This window comes from Actinokineospora sp. (genome assembly GCF_050699995.1).
Classification (GTDB): domain Bacteria; phylum Actinomycetota; class Actinomycetes; order Mycobacteriales; family Pseudonocardiaceae; genus Actinokineospora.
The window spans coordinates 1-1,006 of the sequence record NZ_JBOHGC010000009.1 but is presented as its reverse complement, the minus strand read 5'-3'; the positions used below and the strand labels follow the sequence as shown (position 1 = coordinate 1,006).

The window sequence follows — 1,006 nt, the reverse complement described above, 5'->3', positions numbered from 1 at the left end:
GACCGGGTGTACGCGGTGATCCGCGGCGTCGGCAGCGGCAGTGACGGCAAGGCTCTCGGTTTGACCGCCCCTCGCCCCGACGGCCAGCGCCGCGCGATCGAGCGCGCCTACCGCACCGCGCGGGTGTCGCCGACCGAGATCGGTCTGGTCGAGGCGCACGGCACCGGCACCGTCGTCGGCGACCGCACTGAATTGTCCACTTTGGATGCCGTGTTCACCGAGGCGGGCGCCGCGCCGGGGAGCTGTGTCATCGGGTCGGTGAAGTCGCAGATCGGGCACACCAAGTGCGCGGCCGGCCTCGCCGGGCTGATCAAGGCCGCGCTGGCGGTGCACACCGGGGTGAAGCCGCCGACGCTGCACGTCACCGAGCCGAACCCGGCGTGGGACCCGCGGACCAGCCCGTTCGTCTTCCACGGCAAGGCCGCGCCCTGGACCGAGCGGCCCGACCACCGGGTCGCCGGGGTCAGCGCGTTCGGCTTCGGCGGCACCAACTTCCACGTCGTGCTGCGCGGACACCAGCGCTCCGAAGCGGTCCGCCACGGTCTGCGCGAGTGGCCCGCCGAACTGCTCATGTTCCGTGGCGCCGACGACGCGACAGCGCGCAGACAGGTCGAGCGACTGCTGACCCTGGTCACCACCAACGACGCACACGGCAGGCCGTGGACGCTGCGGGACCTCGCGCGGACCGCCACCGAGCGCGCCGACCGCGACCGCACACCGGTGCGTATCGCCTTGGTGGCCAAGGATCTGGATGAGCTGGCGACGCAGTTGCGGGCCGCTGTCGCCGGTCAGCCCGCACCGGGACTGCACGTCGAGGGTGGCACTTCCGGCAAGCTCGGTGTGTTGTTCCCCGGCCAGGGCAGCCAGCGCCCGGGGATGCTCGCGGACCTGTTCGTCGCCTTCCCCGAACTGGGCAGGCTGGCCCGCGCGGTCGGCATGGACACCAGTGTGATCTTCCCGCCTGCCGCGTTCGACCCGGACGCCGTGACCGCGCAGGCCGATGCCC

Annotated in this window: 1 pseudogene; it reads left to right on the top strand. The window is 72.7% G+C overall.

Annotated elements, in window-relative coordinates:
* A pseudogene (locus tag ACRDSQ_RS00520) lies at window positions 1–1,006 on the top strand (hypothetical protein); the annotation flags it as partial.